The 18676-nt window shown below is 71.5% G+C and carries 15 protein-coding genes; 2 read left to right on the top strand and 13 right to left on the bottom strand.

The window, feature by feature from the left end; translation table 11 throughout:
• Positions 1–32: 32 nt before the first annotated feature.
• From AB0K37_RS06740 to AB0K37_RS06710, 7 genes are read right to left on the bottom strand one after another with little or no spacing between them, the layout of a single operon-like run.
• On the bottom strand, positions 33–395 hold the full coding sequence (locus AB0K37_RS06740; protein WP_363975891.1) for a ferredoxin family protein: 363 nt from the start codon (positions 393–395) through the stop codon (positions 33–35).
• On the bottom strand, positions 392–1942 hold the full coding sequence (locus tag AB0K37_RS06735) for an FAD-binding protein (protein WP_363975888.1): 1551 nt from the start codon (positions 1940–1942) through the stop codon (positions 392–394). The genes AB0K37_RS06740 and AB0K37_RS06735 overlap by 4 nt, the downstream gene beginning before the upstream one ends.
• Positions 1939–2910 (bottom strand): NrtA/SsuA/CpmA family ABC transporter substrate-binding protein, encoded by a 972-nt coding sequence (locus AB0K37_RS06730; protein WP_363975885.1) that lies wholly within the window; start codon positions 2908–2910, stop codon positions 1939–1941. The genes AB0K37_RS06735 and AB0K37_RS06730 overlap by 4 nt, the downstream gene beginning before the upstream one ends.
• 35 nt (positions 2911–2945) lie before the next feature.
• Positions 2946–3290 (bottom strand): ferredoxin family protein, encoded by a 345-nt coding sequence (locus AB0K37_RS06725; protein WP_345172203.1) that lies wholly within the window; start codon positions 3288–3290, stop codon positions 2946–2948.
• The gene (locus tag AB0K37_RS06720; protein WP_363975882.1) at positions 3287–4855 is read right to left on the bottom strand and encodes an FAD-binding protein; all 1569 of its coding nucleotides are present in this window, start codon (positions 4853–4855) and stop codon (positions 3287–3289) included. The genes AB0K37_RS06725 and AB0K37_RS06720 overlap by 4 nt, the downstream gene beginning before the upstream one ends.
• A gap of 16 nt (positions 4856–4871) precedes the next feature.
• Positions 4872–5690 (bottom strand): ABC transporter ATP-binding protein, encoded by an 819-nt coding sequence (locus AB0K37_RS06715; RefSeq protein ID WP_363975879.1) that lies wholly within the window; start codon positions 5688–5690, stop codon positions 4872–4874.
• The gene (locus AB0K37_RS06710; protein ID WP_363975876.1) at positions 5687–6538 is read right to left on the bottom strand and encodes an ABC transporter permease; all 852 of its coding nucleotides are present in this window, start codon (positions 6536–6538) and stop codon (positions 5687–5689) included. Before AB0K37_RS06710 ends, AB0K37_RS06715 begins: the two co-directional genes overlap by 4 nt.
• A 750-nt stretch (positions 6539–7288) precedes the next feature.
• Here AB0K37_RS06710 and AB0K37_RS06705 point away from each other — a divergent pair.
• Complete coding sequence (locus tag AB0K37_RS06705; RefSeq protein WP_363975873.1) at positions 7289–7498, top strand: DUF397 domain-containing protein; 210 nt, start codon at positions 7289–7291, stop codon at positions 7496–7498.
• A gap of 87 nt (positions 7499–7585) precedes the next feature.
• Here AB0K37_RS06705 and AB0K37_RS06700 read toward each other — a convergent pair whose 3' ends face one another.
• The 4 genes from AB0K37_RS06700 to AB0K37_RS06685 all read right to left on the bottom strand — a co-directional run bounded on the left by AB0K37_RS06700 (position 7586) and on the right by AB0K37_RS06685 (position 15505).
• Complete coding sequence (locus AB0K37_RS06700) at positions 7586–7798, bottom strand: DUF397 domain-containing protein (protein WP_363975870.1); 213 nt, start codon at positions 7796–7798, stop codon at positions 7586–7588.
• Positions 7799–8144: 346 nt separating this feature from the next.
• Complete coding sequence (gene fxsT, locus AB0K37_RS06695) at positions 8145–12518, bottom strand: FxSxx-COOH system tetratricopeptide repeat protein (RefSeq protein WP_363975931.1); 4374 nt, start codon at positions 12516–12518, stop codon at positions 8145–8147.
• Between the two features lie 77 nt (positions 12519–12595).
• Positions 12596–13756: a MoxR family ATPase gene (locus AB0K37_RS06690; protein ID WP_363975867.1), complete on the bottom strand. Its 1161-nt coding sequence runs from the start codon at positions 13754–13756 to the stop codon at positions 12596–12598.
• 171 nt (positions 13757–13927) lie between these two features.
• Positions 13928–15505, bottom strand: coding sequence for a hypothetical protein (locus AB0K37_RS06685; protein WP_363975864.1), 1578 nt, complete (start codon positions 15503–15505; stop codon positions 13928–13930).
• A 315-nt stretch (positions 15506–15820) separates the two neighbouring features.
• Here AB0K37_RS06685 and AB0K37_RS06680 point away from each other — a divergent pair, with 315 nt between their 5' ends.
• Positions 15821–16735, top strand: a complete 915-nt coding sequence (locus tag AB0K37_RS06680; RefSeq protein ID WP_363975861.1) for a hypothetical protein — start codon at positions 15821–15823, stop codon at positions 16733–16735.
• 31 nt (positions 16736–16766) lie between these two features.
• Here the strand turns inward: AB0K37_RS06680 and AB0K37_RS06675 are convergent, their stop codons facing one another.
• Together AB0K37_RS06675 and AB0K37_RS06670 are read right to left on the bottom strand one after the other, a co-directional pair.
• Positions 16767–17942 carry a cytochrome P450 gene (locus AB0K37_RS06675; RefSeq protein ID WP_363975858.1) on the bottom strand — a complete coding sequence of 392 codons (1176 nt, stop codon included), beginning with the start codon at positions 17940–17942 and terminating at the stop codon, positions 16767–16769.
• Positions 17939–18643 carry a TcmI family type II polyketide cyclase gene (locus AB0K37_RS06670; protein ID WP_363975855.1) on the bottom strand — a complete coding sequence of 235 codons (705 nt, stop codon included), beginning with the start codon at positions 18641–18643 and terminating at the stop codon, positions 17939–17941. Before AB0K37_RS06670 ends, AB0K37_RS06675 begins: the two co-directional genes overlap by 4 nt.
• Positions 18644–18676 lie beyond the last annotated feature (33 nt).

The raw sequence follows: 18676 nt of genomic DNA, 5'->3' as shown, positions 1-18676 counted from the left end.
CGGCCGACCACCCGGCCTGTGGCCGGTCGGCCTCATGCAGGGGCCGCACGCGGAGGTCGGGGGCTGAGGCGTTCGGTGAAGACGTGGTTGCGGTCCGCGCGGCTGCCCGGCGTGCGGCCGCGGCCCCAGCCGACGATGCGCCGGTAGTCGCCGAACGCGTCGGCCAACGCGTCCTCGTCGGTGTGGGGCGAGCCCGCCGGGGCCGGGCCCGTGAACGGCGCGACGTAGAGGGCGTCCGTCGGGCAGTGGGCCTCGCACATGAAGCACGTCTGGCAGTCGCTCTGCCGGGCGATGACCGGAACGCCGTCCGGACCGCGGTCGAACACGTCCGTCGGGCACACCTTGACGCACACGTCGCACCTCACGCAGCGCCCCGCGCTCACCACCTCGATCATGCCGGCGCCTCCTCGGGCTCCGCGGCCGTCCACGGTTCGTCCAGGCCGCCGACGAGGCGCCGGTGCTCGTACCGCGGCAGCTGTGGAAGGCCCTCCAGCCGGTGCATGCCCCGGGACTCGGGACGGGCCAGAGCGGCGCGGTAGCTCCACCGGGCGTGCGCCGTCATCGCCGCCGCCGACCTCGCGCGGAGGCGTTCGCGGCCGGTCCCGGCGATGCCCTGGGACGTGATCCGCTCCCACAGCGCGTCGAGGGCGGCCAGGGAGGCGCGAAGCCCGTCCCGCGTCCTGAAGAGGTTGCGGTCGAGCGGCAGCATCTCGTCCTGCACGGCCCTGATGACGGTCGCCGCGTCGAGCCGTCCGGGGCGCAGGCCGGCGCGCCCGGCGGGGACGGCGCGGGGACGCGCCCTTCCCGCCGCGAATTCGGCGGCGCCGCGGCCGGCCCAGGTGCCCGACGAGATCGCCCACGCCCCGTTGTAGGCGCCGCCCCCGCTGACGGCGCCGGACACCAGTTCCCGCGTCGCGACGTCACCGGCGGCGTACAGGCCGGGGACGGTCGTCGCGCAGTCGTCGCCGACGATCCGCAGGCCGCCCGTCCCGCGGACCGTGCCCTCCAGCACCATGCGCAGCTCGTACCGGTCGCGGAAGGGGTCGATCCCCGCCTTGTGCAGGGGCAGGAAGTAGTTCGGCTGGGCTTGCCGCATCGCCTCGTGGAGCTGCGGGGGCGCCTTGTCCAGCCGCGCGTAGACCTTCTCCCCCGCCGCGAGCCGCTCCGCGACGCGGATCCTGGCGCCGAGCGGATCCGGCACGTCGATCGGAGCGCCGCGTTCGGTGTAGTACGTCGCGAACTGCATCATCAGGCCCTTGGTGTGCGAACCGTGCGCCGGGGAGAACGCGTAGGCGCTGGAGAACTCCATGCCCGACAGCTCGGCGCCCAGTTCGGCGGCCATCAGGTGCCCGTCCCCGGTGTCGACGTTGGTGCCGAACGCGCCGGACAGGAACGCGCAGCCTCCGGTGGCGAGGACGACCGCGCCCGCGCGGACGGTCCAGGTCTCGCCGCCCTTCTGGCGGGCGATGCCGGACGCGCCGGCCGCGACGCCCCAGTCGTCCACGAGCAGCCGCAGCGCGGGGTGGTGGTCGAGGATCGTCACGCCCGACCTGTGCACCCGGCGCCGCATCCGCTTCATGTACTCGGGCCCCTGGAGGCTGCCCCGCCGCTCGACGCCGTCCTCGTCGACGGGGAACGGGTATCCGAAGGAGGCGAGGTCGTCGACCCGGCGGTAGGTCTCGTCCAGGACGCGCGCCATGGTGCGGCGGTCGGCGAGCCGGCCGCTCTGCTCGAAGCGCCCGTCGACCGCCCGTGCCCGCGCCTCCCCGTCCGGCGGGATGTGCCAGAGGTTGTTGCCGCCCGACGCGGTCGGCCCGCTGGTGCCGCAGTAACCCTTGTCCGCGAGGACGACCCTGGCCCCTGCGCCGGCGGCGGCGAGCGCCGCCCACGCCCCGGCGGGCCCGCCGCCGAGGACGAGGACGTCGGTGTCCGGCGGGGTCACGGCCTGGCCCCGGGCGCCAGCCAGGATTCGAGGGTGTAGTCCTTCTTGATCAGCGCCTGCTGGACGAGGAACGTCTTGGTCCCTTCGAGCAGCTTCAGCCCCTCCGCCGGGAAGGGCTCGTCGGGCAGCTGGTCCTTCAGCGTCGTCCTGACCGAGACGTCGGCGGCGTAGCCGCCGGTCCGGGCCACGTAGGCGGTGTAGCCGGGCCAGTCGGCCTTGGCGGCCCGCGCGGCCTTGGTCTCGGCCTTCTGCCACACCTGGACGATGTCCTTGTGTCCTGCCAGGTACTTCTCCGTCACGACGGTGACGGACGTGCCGAGCAGGTCCGGATGGTCCCGGGACGCGATGTCGATCGACTTGTAGCCCTTCTGCTCCTGCGCGACCTGGTCGGCGGAGACCAGGCCCCCCGCGTCGATCGAGTTCTTCTCCAGCGCCGCGACGATCGCGGGCGTGTACATGTGGATGATCTCCTTCGGCTTCACTCCGGCCTGCTCCAGGGCGCCGAGCAGGTAGCGGTGGATGTAGGAGCCCGTCTGGACGCCGATCCGCTTGCCCTCCAGGTCCTTGAGGGACGCCGGCCCGCCCTCCTTCCGGGCGACGATCGCGGCGTCCAGGCGGACGGAGTTGAGCGACAGCAGCCGGGTGGGCAGGCCCTGCCCCCGGCCGATGAGGGCGGGGGTGTCGCCGTACTGGCCGATGTCGAGGGAGCCGCCGGCGAGGGCCTGGTTCAGGTCGGGGCCGTTCGGGAACGTCGCGACCTTGATCTTGGTGATGCCGGCGGCCTTCAGCTCCGGCAGCAGCTCGCCGCGCTGGTCGAGGAAGCCGACGGCGCGGGTCAGCTTGTTGCCGACCCCCGACCCGATCACTCCGATGCGGAGCGTCCCGGAGCCGCTGTCGGCCTCGGAGGAGCCGCACGCCGTCGCGGCGAGGACGAGGAGGCCGGCGGCCAGAACTCGGGGGAATCTCACGTTGTCGCCTTTCAAGGGGGTCTGTCGGGTCGGGGTCAGGAAGTGAGGGGGGCGCCCGCGGAATCCAGCGACGGGCCGATCGCGAGCCTGGCGCCGGGGGTGCGTCCGCGGCCCCAGCCGATCTGCGCGCGGTAGGCGCCGAGCGTCCCGTCCGCGGCGAGCGCCGCCTCGTCCGGAGGCTCGGGCAGCGCGTGCGAGCGCGGGTCGACGAACAGGGCGTCGACCGGGCAGTACGCCTCGCACATGAAGCAGGTCTGGCAGTCGCTCTGCCGGGCGACGACCGGGACGCCGTCCGCGCCGCGGTCGAAGACGTTCGTCGGGCACACGTCCACGCACTTGTCGCAGGCGATGCACCGCTCCCGCGAGACGATCTCGATCACGACGCCACCGCCCCGGTCTCCGGACGCGTCCAGATCTCGTCGAGGCCGCCGGTGAGGAGCCGGCGGTGCTGGGCCGGGTCCTGGTCGGGCAGGTCCTGGCGCTTGTGCATGCCCCGCGTCTCGGTGCGGGTCAGCGCGGCGCGGTACATCCAGCGGGCGTGCGCGGTCATGGCGGCGGCCGACCGCGCGCGGACGACCCCCGCGCCCTCCTCGCGCAGCGTGCCGCGCAGCTGCCGCCACGTCCGGTCCAGGGTGTCCAGGGCCGGGGCGAGGCGCCCGCCGTGCCGCAGCAGGTTCTTGTCGTAGGGCAGCACCTCGGCCTGGACGGCGGCGACGTAGTCGGCGTGGCCGCCGGCCGCCGGGCCCTCCGGTCGGACGCCCGCCTCGCCGAGGGCGTGCACGGTCCGCGCTCCGGCCCGTCCGCCCAGCGCGGCGGCGTACCGGGCGGCGCCCTGCCCGGCCCAGGTGCCGGACGACATCGCCCACGCGGCGTTGTGGCTTCCGCCGCCGGTGAAGCCGCCGCAGATCAGCTCGCGGGTGGCCGCGTCCCCCGCCGCGTACAGGCCGGGCACCGAGGTGGAGCAGTCGGCTCCGGTGATCCGGATGCCGCCGGTGCCGCGGACGGTCCCCTCGGCGAGCAGGGTGACGGGGAACAGGTCGGTGAACGGGTCGATGCCCTGCCGGTCGAACGGGAGGAAGAAGTTCGCCTGCGCCAGCCGCATCGCCCGCCGGTCCTCGGGCGTGGCCCGGTCGATGCGGCACAGGACGGGTTCGCTGAGCAGCGTCCGGGCGATCACCGATCGTCCCCGCCGGCTGCCCGCGCCTTCCAGGACCGTCCCGTCCGCGCGGTAGAAGGTGGCGAACGAGTAGAACGCCGTCTTGGTCACGGACGTGAAGGCCGGAGCGATCGCGTAGGCGTTGGAGAACTCCATGCCGGACAGCTCCGCGCCCGCCTCCGCCGCGAACAGGGCGCCGTCCCCGGTGTTGACGTCGCAGCCCAGCGCCCTGCTGAGGAAGGCGCACCCGCCGGTGGCGAGCACGACCGCGCCCGCCCGGACCCGGAACGGCCGGTCGTCGCGCAGGCGGTACCCGGCGGCGCCGGCGACGGCCCCGGCGCCGTCCGCGAGCAGCTCGGTGACCGGGCTGTGGTCGAGGACCCGCACCCCCGACCGGCGGACCCGCACGCGCATCCGCCGCATGTACTCGGGGCCCTGCAGCCCGCGGCGGATCTGGCGGCCGTCCCCGCCCACCGGGAACGGGTACCGGGAGATCTCGGCCAGTTCGTTCATGTTCGCGTACGTCTGGTCGAGGACGCGGGCCATCCACCCGCGGTCGGCGAGGTACCCGCCGAGCGCCTCGCGGCCGGCCATGGCCGCCTCCCGGGCCTCCGGCTCCGGCTCGACGTACCAGACCCCGGTGCCCGCCGACGCCGTCGCGCCGCTCGTCCCGAGGTAGCCCTTGTCGGCGAGGACGACGTCGGCGCCGGCCTCCGCCGCCTTGATCGCGGCCCACGCGCCGGCGGGGCCCCCGCCCGCGACGAGCACGTCGGCGGTCAGGTCGGTCATGATGCCTCCTTGGCGGTCAAACGGTCCGCCGAGCGGAGCTCGTCGGTTGAATGGCGGTGGGCGGGGGCTGGCGGACGGTCCGCCGAGCGGAGCTCGTCGGTTGAATGGCGGTGGGTGGGGCCTGGCGGACGGTTCGCACGCCGAGCCCGTCGAGCAGGTCGCGCCGCAGCGCGATGAACCTCGGATCGTCCAGCGACCGCGGCCGGGGAAGGTCCACGGCGTACTCCCGTTCGATCCGGCCGTCCGCGAGCAGCAGCGCGCGGTCGGCGAGCAGGAGCGCCTCCTCGACGTCGTGGGTGACCAGCAGGACCGCCGGCCGGTGCTCGGCCCACAGGTCGGCGACGAGCGCCTGGGCGTTGAGCCTGGTGAGCGCGTCCAGAGCCCCGAACGGCTCGTCGAGCAGGAGAAGGTCGGGCGTCCGCACCAGCGCCCGTGCCAGCGCGACGCGCTGGGACTCGCCGCCGGACAGGGTGAGCGGCCACGCGTCGGCGCGCGCCGTCAGCCCGACCTCGGCCAGGGCCGCCTCGGCCCGCTCGCGCAGGTCGCGTCCTCGCAGGCCCAGGACGACGTTGTCCCACACCCGGCCCCAGGGCAGCAGGCGGTGCTCCTGATAGACGACGGCCCGCCTGCCGGGGACCTCGATCTCGCCGCTCCCCTCGCCGTCCAGCCCGGCCAGCGCGCGCAGCAGCGTGCTCTTCCCGGAGCCGCTCGCGCCGAGCAGCGCGACGAACTCGCCGGGCGCGATGTCGAGGTCCACGCCGTCCAGGACGGCGCGGTCGCCGAACACCCGCCGGAGCCCGCGGACGCGGACGCCGTCCGCAACCGTCGCCGTCATCGCGCCACCAGCCCACGCCGCCACGCCAGGGCGCGCCGCTCGACGAGCCGCACCAGCAGGTCCGTCGACACGCCGAGCAGCGCGTACACCACGAGAACCAGGAAGACGGTCTCCATCTGCAGGAACTGGGTGGCCTGGTTGATGACGAAGCCGATGCCGCTGGCCGTCGCGGACTGCTCCACGACGACGAGCGTCAACCAGGCGACACCGAGCGACAGGCGCAGGCCGACGAGGATCTGCGGGAGCGCCCCGGGGAGGATGACCTTCCGGATGAGGCCGAGGCGGCCGAGCCCGCAGGTGCGGGCCGACTCGACCAGCCGCTCGTCCACGCCCCGGATGCCGTGGAACACGTTGATGTAGAGCGGGAACACGACGCCGACCGCGATCAGGCCGACCTTGGACGTCTCACCGATCCCGAACCAGATGATGAACAGCGGGACCAGCGCGAGGTGCGGAAGCATCCGGACCGCCTGGACCGGGGCGTCGATGACGTCCTCGCTGACCCTGAACAGCCCGGAGAGCAGGCCGAGGACGAGCCCCGCCGGCAGGCCGATCGCGAGGCCCTTCAGGACCCGCCCCAGCGAGACTCCGAGGTTCTGGAACAGCGCGCCCGACGACGCCATCTCCCAGCCGCGGACGGCGACGTCGCTGAGCGGCGGGGTCGTGCTGCCGAGCCAGCCCGCGCGGGCGCCGGCCTCCCACAGCGCGAGGACGACGACGAGTCCGCTGACCTTTCGGGCCCGGCGCAGCAGGGACAGGAGCACGGCCCCGGAACGGGCGGCGACGGCGGGGCGTGCCGCCGCTTCGGGAATCGCCGAGCGGGGTGGATCGAGCAGATGGGTGGACACGAGGCACCTCCGGAAGGGGGCAGCGGAAGGAAGGCGGCAAGGGCCCGGCGCCGAAGGGCAGCCGGTGGTGGAGGGTGTTCGCCGATCAGTGGCGTCGGAGCACGAAAGAACGGCTCAACAGGACGCGCTGCACACGCGAAGGAGGTCGACGTGGCGCCTCGCCACCAGGACCTCCGCTGCGTTCATGCCCACAGCATGCACTCGGCATCCGTCCCTGTGAACCCCCCAAAAAGCCGCCTCCACCTGCACGGACGTCCACCGGGCGGCGGCTTTCCGATAAAACCTACTGTTTTACCTGGGAATATGCCGGCGGCGGCCCTCTTCGCTGCCCGACCCCGCGGTTACGCAGATCACACCGTCCACACCTCTTGGTGACGGTCCGTGGGCGGCCGCTCACGCGGCAGGTCGTCGACCCGATCCTCGGCAGGCGCCGACACGACCCCTACGGGAACCACGTCGAGAGGCGGGCCACCAGGTCATGGACGCACAGGACGACGAGTTCGCGGCCGCCGGGCGCCACTCACAGCAACCCGGGAAGCCATCCCTTCGGTGGACATATTTGCTTTAACGCCAGACTTCAGGCAAATCACATTTTCTCGCCATTTAGCTGATTGCATGGCTCTTGATTTAGGCGCGAATTGGCGAAGCATACCCGGTCCATACGGTAGGTTAATTTCCACCAAGGCGCCACCGCGCACTGCATCGTGCACTTCTCTGGCGACGCCGACAGTTCACAAGGAGCATTCACTCATGACCCATAGCAAAGCGTCCGCGCCGGTCTGGAGGAAGAGCAGCCGGAGCAGCGACCCAGACCTCGCGGTGTGCGTAGAGGTGGCGTCGATCGGCCGCACCCGCGCCATCCGCGACTCCAAGGACCCCGAAGGCCCGCGGCTGTCGCTGTCCATGGACTCCTGGCGGACCTTCATGGACGCGGTCAAGGCCGACGCCTTCCAGGCCTGAGCAGACGCAAGAGGGGGCGCGGATCCCGCAGCGGGCCGCGCGAGCGGCACCGGTGGCTGCCGCGCCTCCGACCAGTGCCGCCGTCAATCACCGCAAGTCGAACGCCCCGCTCTTGATCTCTTCCAGCATCCTGCGTAAGACGGACCTGGGGAGGACGATGGTCGTCCGGCGAGGGTTCTTGGTGTCCCGGATGGCTCCGCACGAGGGGGAAACGGCAATGGAGACGCATCCCGTCCCATCCGAGCCAGATCGCCTGCTCTTGCGCCAAGACGCCTTGTCCCAGTCTCCTTGACCGCCCATTACCCTCTTCCGTCCTGCAGAGCATCGCGGCGGTTCTCAGTGAGAGAGGACGGCGGTGTCCGCGAGCCCGATCCCTCGGCGGCCGGATCGGCTGGATTCCCGCGACGCTCACGTGGTCGCCGACAATTACCGAAGACAAACAATCCGTGCGGACACAGAAATTTGCTCCCCTACTATACGTGGGGAGCTTACCTGTGTCCAGATCAAGAACTAAATGCCTCAGCGACGAGGAATCGAATCATCGGGGATTATCTCTACCCAACCGGGCCTGCATTGAAACAGGCGCCAGCCAGAGGCGGTCCGCCACGAAGCGGCCACTTTTCCCGGGCACCTGTTCGATTTCCGATCAGACCGGAATCGGATATATATCGCAGTCGGCACGGGTGCCCTCTTGCGCGGCCATGGTGGCCGGATGCTGCGGTCCGTGCACCCTGCGCATGCCGTCGATGGCCCGCGCCGTCAACGCGTCGGCCTCCTGCTCCTCGCCCATGGCGCGCAGATCGAGCCCGAGGTTGAACAAGCATGCGAGCGCGGTGGGATGCTCCTCTCCGAGGACGCGTCGTGCCCGTTCCAGCGTGTTCCGGTCCCTCTCCATGGCCTCGTGGAAATCGCCGATCGCGTAGTGGTCGCTCGCCAGGTTGATCGCGCAGACGATGCTGCGCGGATGATCGACATCGAGAACCCGGGTCAGGACCTCCAGCGCCGCCTCGTCCAGCTTCTTGGCCTCTTCGAGTTGCCCGTTCAACCGCAGCGCGACCGCGAGATTGACGTTGGCGCTCGGCGTGTTGGGGTGGTCGGGACCGAACATCCGCAGGAAGTTCTGCGCCGTCACGCGCGCGAGGTGGATCGAATCGCCGAGCCTGCCGACCTGGCGCAGGTTCACCGCGTGGTTCAGCGCGGCGGAGATCGAGCCGGGGTGGTAGCCCCCGTACCGCTCGTTGTAGCGTTCGAGCGCCTCGGTGGAGAGGTCGAGCGCGCGTTCGTGGTAACCGGCCTTGCGCTCCATGACGGAGAACGACGTCAGGCTCTCGGCGAGGCCGGCGAAACTGCTGCCGAACGCGGACTCGAGACGCTGCGCGTGCTGCCGCGTGAGCTCCCTCGCCACGTCGAAGTGGCCCAGCTCCATCTCGTCCACGGCGATCGCCGCCAGCGACGACAGGGTCCGGCTGTGGTTCTCCCCGAAAATGTTGATCAGGTGCCGGTAGGTCTGCCGGTCGAGATCGCACGCCGCTTGAATGGCGCCGTTGAGGCGAAGGCTGATGGCGTAGAGATGAGCCTGCTGCAGCGTCGTCGGGTCGTCCTCGCCGTACATGCGGCGCAGTGCCTCGAAGGAGCGCTTGTCGTCATCGAGAGCTTGCTGGAACTGCCCCAGATAACGAAGGTCGACCGTCACGAAGCGCTGCGCCTCGATCGTGCGTTCGTCGTCCACACCGTGCGCTTGGGCGCGCAGGTCGCGGACTCGGAGGTGATGACTGTACGCCTCCTGGAACCGCCCATGCAGGCGCAGAGCGCGGCCGAGGTGGAGCATGGCCTCCTGTAGCTGCTCGTTGCCCTCGCCCAGGGTCTCCGTCCAGGTCTTGACCGCGGTCTCCGCCAGTTCGAGGAAGCCGCGGTGGTCGCCCCACTGGAAGAGGAAGTCGATCTCGTTGAGGACGAGCCGGCGCGTCCAGGGGTCGTCGAAGCCGACGATGCCCGAGTAGTGGACGTGCGGCAGCAGGTCGGCGTAGCGCCGCCAGTTGGCCGGCAGCGCCGGGTCGCGCGGGTCGAAGTTGGCCATCAGCTGGTAACCGCATCGGCGCAGTTCCTCGGCCTCCTCCGGAGGGATCTGTCCGACGAGGACCCGCTGCACCAGGCGGTGCAGCATGATCGTGTTGTGCTTGTGGCTGATCTTGGCCAGCGCGTAGCGGTTGATCGCGCGGATCGCGCGCCCTCGCCTGACCGGGTCCCCCAGGGCCTCGATCAGCTCGCGGGGACCGTCCACGTTGCGCGCGCCCGACAGCATCCGCAGCGAGATGGGCTCCGGCGCGAAGAAGGCGCAGACCTGCAGCAGTTGCAGGGCCGCGGGGTCGCTGGTCCGCAGCCGGTCCAGCGAGACGTTCCATGCCGCGGCGACCGGCAGTTCGTTGGCCATCAGCGCTGCGTCCGCCAGCAACTCGGTCGCCTTCTCGTGCTTCTCCCGGAAGAGCTGCAGGTACTCGTCGACCGGCATCCCCGTCTCGGCGAGCCAGACCCCGGCCTGCGCGATCGCCAGCGGAAGGTCGCCCAGCACCTCGGCTAGTTCGTCCGCCTCGGCATCGGCGAGCTCGGGTCCCCGGAGGCGGAGCAGCGCCTTGCTCTCCTCCCGGGCGAAGACGTCGACCTCCAGAGAGTTCGCGACCTTCGTCCACTCCTGGTTGCGGGAGGTGACGAGAATCTTGCCCGGGCCGTTGGTCGGGAAGAAGTCCCGGACGTCCTGCAGTTCCTCGGCGTTGTCGAAGACCAGCAGCCAGTTGCGGTAGGGGCGGCCGAGCCGCAGCGCCTCGCGGACGGCCGGCACCGCGACGTTGACCTCCTGGCTGACCGGCAGGTCGAGCTCGGCGGCCAGTTCGGCGAGGTCCTGCTGGATCTGACCGGGCCTTTCCGACCTGACCCACCAAATAACGTCATAATCTGCCATATGGCGATATACATATTCAATGGCTATCTGGGATTTGCCAACTCCGCCCATTCCATGCAGCGCCTGAGGCAGGACGGCCGTCGTTCCCTGGGAAAGCCGCTCGTGCAATTGCTCCAGCAACTCTTCCCGCCCGGTGAAACTGATGTTCTGGGGAGGTACGTTGCCCCAGACGGGCGGCGGCTCGTCCGCCTTGCGCCCGACTTTCTCCGGGATATCTCGAACTGTCACACCAACTCCAAGGTGGGGGGCCTTGACAATGTCTCCGGGTGTGGCGAGCGCGTCGAGAGCGGCGATGTCCAGCGATTGCATGGAGCCAGTCCTTCCCGCATCTCGCACGGCTCTATCCTGCGTACGTCCATAAAAGTGGTCAACCTTGGCGTTGAGTTCGGCGCCCAACGCCTTCGCCGGCCTGAGATAGGGTCCCGCGAGGGCCTGGAAGACATGAAGGACCGGAACGGCGAACGGCACGAGTTCAGCGGTCAATTCCGGTATTTCACCCCGCTCCGGGGCGGTGACCAATCCGGCCAGATCGCGGAGCCCGGCGACGCGGTCGCCCAGGTGCCGGGCCACCGTCGTCAGCACCCGGGTCGTGTCGGAACGGCGCCCCCCGGCGAGGAGCTCGTCGCGGACTCCCGGAGCGAAGTCGAAGACGACCTCGTCCCGCGCGTCGGCCGCCGGCCCCGGCTCTGGCCCCACCCGGTGGAGCAGCCCGCTGCCGACCAGTTCGACCAGGTCGGAGGGCCGCGACTCCGGGAGCATGGTGCGCTGCACGAGCCGCATGACGGGAGCGTTCAAGGGCGCCGCGGCCAGGTGCACCGCCAGCGCGTACACGGTCGGGCTGACCGCAGCGCGGAACCGCCGGACGATCTCGGACGCCGACGCCTCCGCCGACGCGGCCTCCTCGTCGTGCGCCGTCTCCGGTGCCCGGGAGGGATCCGGGGGCACACCGCAGACGGCGACCGCGCCATACCAGTCGCCGCGGCGTGCCGCCGCGAACCCCGCCCAGCCGGCGAGTTGCCCGGGATCCAGTTCGATCACGGGCACGTGGACGTGCGAGCGGTCGGCGTGCGGGGCGCCGGCACCGGGGTCGGCGAGCGGTGCCGGAGGGTAGCGCACGCGGTAGAAGCCGTTGGCGATCGCGGGTCCCGCCGCGTAGAGCCTGGCCGGCCTGGTGGCGAGGCCCGTCCGCCGCCACTGGCGGCGGGCGAGCAGGTTGATCACCACGATCGGGGCGTGGCGGCCCCATCGGGCCAGCAGTCGCTGGGCGGCGCCCGAGTGCCAGGCGTCGGCGATCCCGTCCGTCAGCACGAAGATGAGCCGCCGGTCGGGGAGTCCCCGGGAGGTGAGCCCCCCGGCCGGGTGCGCGGGGGCGAGCGGCCCCGGCTCGCGCAGCGCCAGCGGCCCGGCCCCTCCGCCGTCGGTGTCGAGCAGGTGCGTGCGGATCATCCTGAAGGCGCCGACGGCCCCGAGGCAGTCGATGAACCGGGCGGTGGTCGGGCGGTTGAGCGCGGCCAGGCGCCCGTCGTCCACAACGACGTCGAGATCGAGCCATCGTTCGGGTACTGGACGTGTCTGGGGCAGCCAGAGCCCGTCCTGTACCGCGCGGATCGCGGTCGCCTCATCGTCCAGCTCCACCTCGCCCCTGCGCGACTCGACCGACCGTTTGAAGGGACGGAGCGCCTGTTCGAGGCGGCGGCGGTCGGCCAGAGGCCGTACTCCGGCGAACGGGTCGCTCCGCACGGGCAGGAGGAGGCGGGTGGACGCGGTGTTTCCGTTCAGGCGCGGCCCAGAGGCCGGTGGACCATCGCCGCGAAACGTCCCCGCCGGCGGCGTCCTGATCATGCTGGGCGGCGTCGCCTGCACCGGGCCCGCGGGGGATCCGCGTGAAGTGCCGTCCAGACCCTCGTCCTCCGGTGGGCCCTCACTGGCGGCGCGGACCGGTTCCGTGCTCGCAGTTCGCCGAGGCTCCGTTCGGGGTGCGCGTCCTCGGGCCGGGTCGCCGACGCGGTCAGCCGCGACGGCCGCCTCGTTCATCTGCGCGGCCAGCCAGATGGCGTCGGACACCTCGTGCCAGACGGGAGGACCGGCCGGGGCGTCGGAACGTGCCGCGTCTCCCGCCGCTGGGTGTCCGGTCCACTCGCTCACTCAGGCGCCACTTCCAACCGCTGCCAGACGAGATCCAGGAGCCGTTCCCACCCGGCGTCGGGCTCCCGCGCGCCGGAGGTCGCGAGGTAGACGGCGTTGAGGAGCTGGTCGGCGGCGAGCCCGCGGTGGCTGCTGCGGTGCTCCAGGAAACTGCGCACCAGCCGCCGGGTGCGTTCGTCGGAACGCTCGGCGAAATGCGCAGCCACCATGTCGGCGAGCCGCGCCTCGTCGGGCTCTCCCATCGAGAACCGCAGGCATCGGCGCAGGAACGCGGGCGGGAACTCCCGCTCGCCGTTGCTGGTGATGACCACGATGGGGAATGCCCGGCAGCGCACTCTCCCTCGCACGATGTCGGCCGTGCCGTCCGGATCGTCGGTGTGAACCTTCACCACGGGTTCGCGGGAGCTCACGCGGGAGAGTTCGGTGATTCCGTACTCGCCCTCCTCCAAGACGTCGAGGAGGTCGTTCGGTAGGTCTATGTCGCTTTTATCGAGTTCGTCGACGAGCAGGACGCGCGGCAGCTCGTAGGGCAGCAGCGCGGTGCCCAGCGGGCCGAGCGTGAGGTAGTGACCCACTCCGGCGTCGGCCGGCACGGCGGCGGCGCCTGAATCGCCACTGACCGGCGCTCCCGGTAACTCCCCCGTCTGGCGGGCGAGGGTTCCGCGGCCGGTCGCGGCGTCCTGTGCCCGGCCGATCGCGTCGTATTCGTACAGTCCGTCGCGCAGCGTGCTCCGGCTGCCGATGGGCCAGCGCAGTACCCGGCCGAGTCCCAGCTCTCGGGTGATCCGGTAGGCGAGGGTCGACTTCCCGACGCCCGGCTCCCCGGTGACAAGGAGCGGCCGCCGCAGGAACAGCGCCGCGTTGACGGCGTCGACCTCCGCGGGGTCGGCCTGGCGCGGCCGCGTACTGACGGGACCGAGCCGGCGGACGAGGTCGCGCTCGTCGGCGGGGGGAGGCGACAGCGGCGGACCGCCGTCGAAGGCGCGCCACGGGGGCGGCGGGGGCAGCGCCGCGGCGAACCGCCCCTCCGGCAGGGGGCGGCCGGTGCCGCGGTAGATCCACCATGCGGCGCGGGCGTCCGGGGCGGCGTCCCCCGGGCCGGCGGACATGGGCGCGTCGCGAGGGTAAGGGACCTCGGGCGGCTCGTCAGCGGCCATCGACGATGTCCCCTTCTGGCGTGGCTATGGGTTCTTGCGATGTAATGGTCGAACTCGGGCAGAACCGGTGAGGGCCACCTTAGTTCGAGCATCCCCTTCGAGACGCCACTTCGCAAGGTTTGGCAGGAGGGCGGACTGCCACGACCCTTTATCGGTCACGCACGACGGTAGTCAGATCCGGGATGCCGGAGCCCGAAGAGCACGGGCGTCGTCCAGGAAGTGATTCGGGTCGTCCCAAAGAAGGGTTACCTCCAGAGCGGAGCGACCATTGCCGTCAAGCGACGGCGCGTTTCCCCGGAGCCGTCTGATGTCGGTCGGCAGTGCCCTGATGTCGGGACGGTCGACGACCTGCCGCACCGCCTCCCGCATTTCCGAGGCGAGCTGATCCGCTCGGTGCCAGAGGACCACGGGCACTCCCGCGCGCAGCGCCTTCCAGAGTTCGCTGCGGCCGGGCTCGCGGTCGGGCGGACCGCTCAGCACGCACGCGACGATCTCGCGACTGCTCAGCAGCCGGTCGCCCATCGGACGCGGATGGGCGGGCTCCTCCGCGGCGGCCCAGTAGGTGAAGCCGTCCACAGCGTCGACGAGCACCTGCCAGCGCTGGCGCCACGCGCGGTGGAGACCGAGCGCGCGCAGCCTCTCCAGGCTCCGGACGAGGATCTCGTACTCAGCGCCGAGCGGCGGCGGGTCCGGCATCTCGGAGGCGTCGCGCGTCCACTGGTCCACATCGAGGTTGATCATGTCCAGCGGCAGCACGAACTCGAGCACGAGGGAGTCGTCGAGTTCATAGGCCCAGCCGCGCTCGGCCTCATGGATCAGGGCGCCGACGTGCTCGCGCACCTCGCTCAGGCGGACCAGCTTGTCCTCCCCCGGCTCGGGCCGCCATTCGAGCGGATGGATCTGCCGCCAGTGCGAAAGCCGGCACACGACCTCGTCCTCGACGAGGTCCGGGAGCGGTTCGAGCTGAATGATGAGGTAGATGGGCTTGTCGGCGCGCGTCGCGAGAACCCCGGAGCGGTCGCGCATGCGGTCGAGGTAGTCGGCCTGGGCGGCGTTGCCCGCGCCGCGCAGCTGCTCCGTCTGCATCGCCAGCCACTCCCGCAGCCTTTTGAGCCGCCAGACCTCCTCGGTTCCGGCGCTTCCGACGGTCTGCCGCGTCTGCATCGTCTGGAGCAGCATCGCGACGAAAATCAGGTGCGGCGAGGGCTTCCCCGGCGCGGTGTTGTGGTCGAGGAGCGCCGAGAACGCGTCCCAGGCATCGGTGAGCCGGAACGGGACGGTGGCGATGCTGTTCCCGGTGGCGGCCACGTAGAGGCGGGTGAGGGAAGGTATCCGCAGACCGGTCAGCAGGTCCTCGATCTGGGTCTCGACGACCGGCTCCAGGTGGGCGCGGACCGGGCTCAGCATGCGCTTCAGATGCGCCACGGCCGCGGTCGGGCCGGCCACGAACTCGACCGCGCGGACAAGGATCTGCAAACCGTCGGGTATCTCCCTGCACGCAAGCACGAGGTGGTACAGGTAGTACCTCGGCTGCGGCAGGTCTGGCAACAGCAGCGGCGCGCGCACGTGCTCGTTGATGTAGTGGACGACGATGGAGCGGCCTGCCGCCTCCCGCATATCCGGTATGTCCGTGAGCAGCGCGACGATGTCGGCGGTGGTCTGGTCCGTGCGGACCTGCTCCTGCACGTGCCCCAGCGACAGCGCCGTCTGCGGCACCAGTGCGGGCGACCTCGTCTCCTCGTCCGCCATGCGCCGTCACCCGCCTCCCCGCCCCCGGCCGTTCCGCCAGTCAATGTAGGCCGCGATCACCCGGTCGTTCTGCGTCGCCGGACACAATGGGATTTGGCACACCTTCACAACGGGCGCCCTTTCCCGGACAGGCCGGTCGGCATCTACTTGCCGGAGTGAGCGCAATGCGTGCACCCTTGGGGGCAATCTAATCGTTCAAGGGGCATCAGAGTCATGCGGAACGGCTCCGGCGAAGCGGGGGCAGGCTGGACCCCGACCGGTCATTGCACGCTCTTCGTCTGCGACATCATCAGTTTCAGCAAACGCGCTGACCACGTGCAAAGCCATCTGCGAACCGTCTTATACGAGGCTCTGCGGAGCTGTTTCGAGGCGTCGGGCATCCCCCTCGAAGGCTGTTACCAGGAGGACCGCGGCGACGGTGTCATCGTCGTGCTGCCGCCGTCCTACGACCCGTCCCGCCTCGCCCATCCGCTGCCCGACCACCTGCGCGGCGCTCTGCGCAGGCACAACGGGCTGGCCGCCGAACACGCCCGGATGCGGCTGCGGATCGCGCTGCACGGCGGGCCGCTCGAATCGGACGCCGAGGGGATCGTCGGCACCTCCGTCAACCACGTCAACCGGCTCCTGGACGCGCCGTCCTTCAAGGAGGCGCTCGCCGCGGCGCCGGCCGACCTGGGGGTCCTGGCGTCCGACGAGTTCTACCGCACGGTGATCCAGGAGGGCCGCGGCGCCGTCGACCCCACTGAGTTCCGGCCGATCGATGTGCGCCTCAAGGAGACCGAGACCACCGCCTGGCTCTGCATCCGCGACGCGCCTCCGACGGCAACGGCGGGGGACGCCGCCAAAGCCCCCGCTCAGGTGGGGCCGCTTCCGGCCAGCGGCACCGAACCGCGTGCCCCGGGCTCGGACGCGCGCCGCCCACCGGATCAGGAGGAGTCCGCCGGTCTCCCCGCGCTCTTCGAGATCGTCGACCGGCTCATGGACATACCGCTGCTGACGACGGCCGAGGGCCGGCAGCAGATCGTGGACGCCCTGCGCAAGGAGATCGCGATCCGCGTGCCGCGCCGCACGCAGCCTCATCTGGACGTCCATTCGATCGTCCGCACGTGCTCGGAGTTCCCTGGCGGCCTTCAGGAGTTCCTCACGCTGGTCCACGCCTACGCCGGAGAGTCGTCGCAGGTCCAAGCACTGGACGACACGGTCGCGAGGCTGACCGGACGCGCCCCCTGATCCCACCGCGCGGCCGTCGGCGTCCGCCGGGTCACCAGGTCACGGGCAGCTCCATGGGGCCGTGGAAGAGGGAGTCCGTCCGCCACCGGATCGATTCCGGGGGGACGGCCAGACGCAGGTCGGGGAAGCGCCGGGTCAGGGCGGCGAGGGCCATCCGCATCTCGGTCCGGGCGAGCTGGGCGCCGATGCAGAAGTGGGGGCCGTGGCCGAACGTCAGGTGCCTGTTGTCGATGCGGCCGAGGTCCGTCACCTCCGGATCAGCGAAAAGCGCGGGATCGCGGTTGGCCGCGAGCGACGACACCGCCACCGTGCTGCCGGCGGGTATCGGCACACCGCCGACCTCCACGTCGCGGAGGGCGAGGCGCGGGGTACCGACCGGCACCGACGGCACCGTCCGCAGCAGCTCCTCCACCGCCGTCGCCACCAGCTCCGGATCGCGGTGCAGCGCCGCGTACATATCGGGGCGCGTCAGAAGGGCGTACACGCTCCGGGCGAGCTGGTTCATCGTGGGCCCGTGCCCCGCGATCAGCAGGGTGATCGCGAGCCTGACCAGCTCCGCCTCGCTGATCCGCTCCTCCCGGTCGCGCACCGTCAGCAGCTCGCTGACCAGGTCGTCGGCCGGTTCGGCGCGTCTGGCCGCGACCAGGTCGACGAAGTAGCGCTGGATCGCGGCCCGGGCCCGGTCGATCTCCGGCGGGGAGTGGCCGCGCAGCGCCATGATCGTCTCGGCCCAGCCGCGGAAGGAGTCGCGGTCCTCGCGCGGAACGCCGAGCAGCTCGCAGATGTCGGTGAGCGGCAGCGGCGCGCACAGCGACTGGACCAGGTCGGCCGGCGGCCCGCCCGCGGCCGTGTCGTCCAGCAGCCCGTCGACGACCTCCGCGATGCCCGCCCGCATGGCCTCGACGCGGCGGCGGTTGAACGCCTGGGCGACCGCCCGCCGGAGCCGGGTGTGCTCGGGCGGGTCCATCTCGAACAGGACCCTGCTGGACCCGACCGGCTCCCGCGGCTCGGCGGGCGCGCGGGGCAGGAACGTCGCGGCGCTGCTGAAGGCCGGGTCGCACAGCACGTGCTGCGCCTCGGCCGCCCGGGTCACCGCGTAGCCGATGTCGCCCGACAGCATCCGCACGCGGACCACCGGGCCGGGCGTGCGGACGTCGTTGATCAGCGGGTGATCGCCCGGCTCCTCCGGGCCGGTCGGCTCGCTCATCGCTCCGCCCGCCCGGTCCCAGACGTCGCGGCGGCCGTGCCGTCCTCGGCCGCGCCGGGGTGGTAGGCGCTGATGCGCGTGCGGGTCGCGCGGACCTTGGCGTCCAGGTCGCGGAGCGCGGCGGCGAGCTCCCGGTGCCCGGGTGAGGCGAGGAAGCGCTCGTGGGCGCCCTCGTCGGTCCAGTCGCTGACCAGGTGATAGGTGCCGGGGTCGGCGATGTCGCGCGACAGCGACTGGGCTACGTGCCCGGGGTGGCGGGCCGCCACCGCGGCCATCCGGCGCCAGGTCCGTTCGAACTCCGTGCCGCGGCGCTCGTCCACGCTGATCTCCAGCAACAGCCGGTACGTCGCCTGCGGCCGGTCGTCCGACCAGTGGTAGAACTCCTCGGCCTGGGCCTGGCGCATGGCCGGGCGGTCCCTGTCGTACGGGACGAGCAGCGTCGCGAGTCTGGCGCTGATGTCGCGGAACCCAGGGTCGTCGCCGGCCGCGTACAGGGCCTGCTCGAACGAGGCGTCCCCCTCGACCAGGTGGATGTACAGGTCGTTGTAGGTCAGCAGCGTGCGGCGCGTGACGCCGATGCGGCGCGGCAGGTCCGTGCGGTCGTGCTCGCGGAACACCGCGGCGACGGCGTCCCGGTCGCCGGGCGCGATCCTCCGGATCATGACCGCCCGGTGGGTGGGCGGCGGGGCTTGGGGAAGCATGCTCGTCCTCCTTGACGTCGGGATCGGCGGGCC

Source organism: Actinomadura sp. NPDC049753, assembly GCF_040674655.1.
GTDB lineage: Bacteria > Actinomycetota > Actinomycetes > Streptosporangiales > Streptosporangiaceae > Spirillospora > Spirillospora verrucosospora.
This window is presented reverse-complemented; position numbering and strand designations above follow the sequence as displayed.